The sequence below is a fragment of the Pseudorhodobacter sp. W20_MBD10_FR17 genome (genome assembly GCF_052119765.1).
GTDB lineage: Bacteria > Pseudomonadota > Alphaproteobacteria > Rhodobacterales > Rhodobacteraceae > Pseudorhodobacter.
Genome location: NZ_JBGQOQ010000080.1, coordinates 1 through 4,655, shown reverse-complemented (window position 1 = coordinate 4,655; position 4,655 = coordinate 1). Strand labels below are relative to the sequence as shown.

Annotated in this window: 5 protein-coding genes; 2 read left to right on the top strand and 3 right to left on the bottom strand. The window is 57.8% G+C overall.

All coding sequences use genetic code 11. The features are described 5' to 3' along the window. Positions 1–69: 69 nt before the first annotated feature. The 3 genes from ACEN2J_RS20415 to ACEN2J_RS20405 are packed head-to-tail and all read right to left on the bottom strand — an operon-like array spanning position 70 to position 2,280. On the bottom strand, positions 70–441 hold the full coding sequence (locus tag ACEN2J_RS20415; RefSeq protein WP_442108546.1) for a RidA family protein: 372 nt from the start codon (positions 439–441) through the stop codon (positions 70–72). A gap of 34 nt (positions 442–475) precedes the next feature. Beyond that, the gene (locus tag ACEN2J_RS20410; protein WP_442108544.1) at positions 476–1,156 is read right to left on the bottom strand and encodes a gamma-glutamyl-gamma-aminobutyrate hydrolase family protein; all 681 of its coding nucleotides are present in this window, start codon (positions 1,154–1,156) and stop codon (positions 476–478) included. Then, the gene (locus ACEN2J_RS20405; RefSeq protein ID WP_442108542.1) at positions 1,153–2,280 is read right to left on the bottom strand and encodes a M20 family metallopeptidase; all 1,128 of its coding nucleotides are present in this window, start codon (positions 2,278–2,280) and stop codon (positions 1,153–1,155) included. Before ACEN2J_RS20405 ends, ACEN2J_RS20410 begins: the two co-directional genes overlap by 4 nt. A gap of 75 nt (positions 2,281–2,355) precedes the next feature. On the opposite strand from ACEN2J_RS20405, the gene ACEN2J_RS20400 reads away from it, so the two are divergent. Both ACEN2J_RS20400 and ACEN2J_RS20395 read left to right on the top strand, forming a co-directional pair. Continuing rightward, positions 2,356–3,222, top strand: coding sequence for a LysR family transcriptional regulator (locus tag ACEN2J_RS20400; RefSeq protein ID WP_442108540.1), 867 nt, complete (start codon positions 2,356–2,358; stop codon positions 3,220–3,222). A gap of 353 nt (positions 3,223–3,575) precedes the next feature. Beyond that, positions 3,576–4,427, top strand: a complete 852-nt coding sequence (locus ACEN2J_RS20395) for an oxygenase MpaB family protein (protein WP_442108538.1) — start codon at positions 3,576–3,578, stop codon at positions 4,425–4,427. Positions 4,428–4,655: the final 228 nt, after the last annotated feature.

Below are 4,655 nucleotides of genomic sequence, written 5' to 3'. Positions count from 1 at the left end.
TAGGACTTATGACGTAAAAACAGTCCAAGTTTTTGTCCGCATCCCCGCCGGGTCAGTTCTCAGTGACAATTAACAGTCATAGCCCGCAGATTGCAGGCTTTGGCCGTCTGCTCGGCTACCATACTGGGTGAAATCGGACGTGGCGGCGACATAGCCGGCCAGCCGGATGAACCCTGCCACATGATCCAGCCCCCCGGCCGCCGCCGAGAGTTGTGCCAGCGCGTTCAGCAAGGCCCAGCGGGCGGCCTCGCGCCCCTGATCCAGCGACATGCCGGCCCCAAGATGCCCGGTCATCAGCACCGCGCCGTCCCGGAGCGGCACCTGGCCCGAAACCGTCACCGTGTTGCCAAAGCGGATCGCGCCGCAAAACGCGCCGGGTGGCGTCGATGCCACAGGCAAGGCAAGGCCTAGCGCCCGAAGGCGTTCATCTACGTCTGTCATCTGATATGTCCTTGTTGAAAACCCGCGCCACCGATCAGCACGCTAGCATCGCAGCCGAAACAAAGGCATCGAAGATGGCGGTATCGAGGGTCGTGAGCCCGTATTCCGGGTGCCACTGCAGCCCGAGACAAAACCCCAGGCCTTGCCCTTCGATCGCTTCTGCGACGCCATCTGCTGCGGTGGCTGCTACCGTGAACCGCCCAACCCCGCCAATCGCCTGCCGGTGGAGACTGTTGACCTGCGCCTGTTCTGCGCCGGCTAGTGCTGCCAGCCGGGTTTGCGGCGCAATGCGTATGTCATGCGCGGTGATAGTCGGTAAATCAAAGGGGATGTGGTCGATAGGCTGGGCAACTTCATCCTTGATGCATTCTATCAGGGTCCCCCCGAGGTGGAGACCGATCATTTGCATGCCGTTGCAGATGCCCAGCACCGGCCGCTTGGCATCAAGAGCTGCCGCGATCAACGCCCGTTCAAATTCGCTGCGGCTCGGCTTGACCGAGACGCCTGGCGTGCCGCCGGTGATCAGAAACCCGTCAATCCCGGCCACAAAATCGGCAACCGCCGCCATGGCATAAGGCAGGATTACCGGAATGCCTCCCGCTGCCAGCACGGCCCCGGCATAGTTCGACCGCACCAGATACTGCGCTTCGGTCGGCTGACCCTCGGGCACTTCCTGATCCGGGGTCAGACCGATTAGCGGGCGCCGCGCGCTCATGCAAGCCACTCTTCGGCAATCGCCACGTAAATGTCGACGACATCACAGATACGATCAACATCGGCGCTTTCGTCGGTTTGCCCGCTCATCCCCAGATCGCCGGGGCCGACAATGGCAAAGGGCACATTCAATCCGTCCAGCAGGATGGCACCATCGCTGTAATAGGAGACGCCCTTGATCTCCGGCTTTCTGCCGGTCTTGGTCTGGATTGCGCGCGAACAGGTGGCGATGAAAGCGCTGTCCGGTTTTTCCTCGACCGCAGCCTTGAAATCCGTCACGCGCCATTCGATGCGGTCCGGTGACATCGCCTGCAACTGCTGCAGGACGGTTTCCACCGCGATGCCGGGACCGAAGCGGACGTCGATCTCGGCTGTGCAACTGTCGGGCGTGACGTTGACCGCCGAGCCGCCGTGAATTCGACCGACATTGACCGAAGGGGGCGTCAGAAGCGGATGGCCCGGCAGGTCCAGCGTCAAGTCCTGCAGACGGCCCAGAAAATTGGCCATGACATTGATCGCATTCACCCCCGCCGCGCCAGAAACATGGCCCATTTCGCCTTTGGCTCGCGCCTCCAGCCAAAGGATCGCCTTTTCGACGACAATGATATCCAGCGTGCTTGGTTCACCACAGAGGAAGGCACCGATTTCCGATTGGAATCCTTGTTCAACAAGCCGCCGTGCGCCCAGACAATTGGCGCTTTCCCCCGCCGTGAAAGCAAGGATTACATCTCCGGCCAATGGCGTGTCACGTTGCGAAATCCGATGGGCTGCTGCAATGAAGGTCGCAACGGCGGACTTCATGTCAGAGGCTCCACGCCCCCGCAGCCGGCCATCCACAATTTCCCCGCTGAAGGGGTCAAACGACCATGGCTGCGCCCCAATCGGGACCGTGTCGAGATGGGCTGACATCACCAACGGCGGCTTTTTACCGCTGCCTCGCACACGACCAATGACATTTGCCCGGCCCGGCAGAAATTCGTCCAGTTCGCATTCAATCTTGAGCGCGCGCAGACTCCGTTCCACAGTCTGGGCCACCTCCAGTTCGCCGCCGGGCGGGTCAGAACTGGGGATTGCAACCAAGGTTGCAGTAAAATCTACCGGATCGAAATCGTCTGTCACCACCATGTCACCTCGCCTGTGTTTCGCGGCAGATTAGAAGATGGACAGATGGAAGAAAATTGATAATATCCGCAATATTGATTGGAAATCGCGATAGGTAATATGGACACAGCTCTGCTGAAAAGCTTCCTAACGGTCGCGGAACTGGGTAGTTTTTCTGATGCCGCCAAGCTTCTGAATGCCAGTCAATCGACCATAAGCGGCCATATCGCCAAGCTTGAAGACCTCCTGCACGCGCAACTTTTTCTGCGCACCACCCGGCGCTGCGGCCTGTCCACGGCAGGAGAGGCCTTGCTTCCCCTCGCGCGCGAAATCATTGCTGCGATCGAGCGGATGGAAGACAGCTTCCTGCCTAGCCATATGGGAGGTGCAATTCGTCTAGGGGTGCCCGACGATTACCACCTGTTTTCGCTGTTGACCAAATCCATCCACGGCTTTTTCACATCCCGTCCCAAAGTGACAGTCCAGATTGATGCTGGTCTTTCGGAAAATCACCGCAAAGGTTTGCGCGACGGGTTTCTTGATCTGGCCATCCTGCGGACGCGCGTTGCCGCCGGCACGGACGACACTGTTCTGGCCAAAAGCCAGTTATTGTGGATCGCCGCCCCGACGCTGGACCTTGACCGTGTCGACCCGCTGCCGCTGGCCCATGTCAGCGGTCCCTGTCAGTATTTCAAGGCCGCCACTGCCGCTATTGAAGCCGCCGGTGGACAATGGATGTCGCTTTTTTCTTGCAGCACACTGGAAGGCGTTCGCACGGCGGTGAAGTCCGGCATGGCCCTTGGCGCCATACCGGCTGAAGATTGCAATGATCCGTCCATGATCCGCAGTCACCAGCGTTTGCCACCGCTGCCGCAATTCGGAGTCGAATTTGTTCTGGCGCAAGCCGATCCGCCTGTTCTGGTGCGCGCTTTGGCCGAACGTTTACGACGCGATCTGGGCAATTAGAGGCGGGGATCGGAACTTTGATACACAATGTGTGTTTTGGGCCCAATCCACAGGGAATTTGGATCCGCAGACCTCGGGCGTTTTCCGGGTTCTGTCGATCAGTTGAAAAGCCCCCCTCCCCTTCAAAACCAACTTTCCGAGCGGGTTTGGAGCGGAAAAATTTGTTCCTTCGAAAGTTGGGTTTTCGCACTGTGGAATCTGGATGAAACACAAACGGAGCTGTGTTGAAAAATGAACAGGGCACTGGATCTTCGGGACGAATGCCAAAAACATGGCTTTGTTTTGGACCGTGACCCCGATGATGCTTGCACCTATCATACTAAAATGACAGCGCAGACCCGTAAGGAAAACAGATGGCGCCAGATATGGACTATGAGGAGACTGCCTATCAGCTTGCCTTCATCGAGTTCGCTTGGGACATAGAGCGCGCTTTGGAATTCGCGTTGTTTCGTACCTATGCCGTTCCAGCCATTTCCGGCCTTTTGGCACGCACGGGCAAATTCACAACCCAGACTCGCAAACGCTATTATGACACCGAGCTTCTGCTGTCAGAGCCGCTCGAGCATGGCTTGTCTTCCGAACGAGGCCAGCAGGCAATTGACCGGATAAATGCGATCCATGGCCGCTTCAAAATAGCCAATGAAGATATGCTATATGTGCTCAGCACCTTCGTTTTGGAGCCGATCCGCTGGATGGCTCGCTTCGGGCGGCGGTCCTTCAGCCCCGATGAAATTCTGGCCTGGACCGACTATTATCGGGCGGTGGGACATAAAATGGGGATTACAGAAATCCCAAAAGAGTTTCAGGCATTTGAAGCGATGAACTTGAGCTATGAGGCCGAGCATTTTCGATATGCCGATAGCAACCGCCAGATTGGGGATACAACATTGGATCTTCTGCTTGGGTTCTATTTACCCCGCAGCTTGGTGTCTCTGGGTCGCCCGGTGGCCCTATCCTTCATGGATCCGGCACTTTTGTCTGCAATGGGCTTTGCCTCTCCGTCGCCCATCGTCAGGCAGCTTGTCATTTCCGCCATGCGCATCAGGTCCGCAGTTTTGCGCGTGATGCCACGCCGCAAAAGGCCCCGCTTGATCACAAAACGCAAACGTCCAACTTATCCTGGCGGTTACATCATCGCAGAGTTGGGTAGCGGCCCGCCGCCAAAGGACGAAAACCGCACATGTAACCCCTCTTTTGAAGGGTGACTTCATTTGTGAGCGGTCATTGGTGCAGTTTGCGGCAAATGCAGGTTTGAGTACATGGTGCTCAATGCTGCGACGCGTTCCGGCGACCACCAGGGCGGGAACCGGTCATTCGCTGCGCTTTGCACAGACGTCAGCAATGCGGACAAGGACTAAACCGCTCTCGCGGTATTGGCGCTTGTTGCAGGCGATACGCGCTGATCGAAGCGCCGTGATTTGGTGAACTGACGA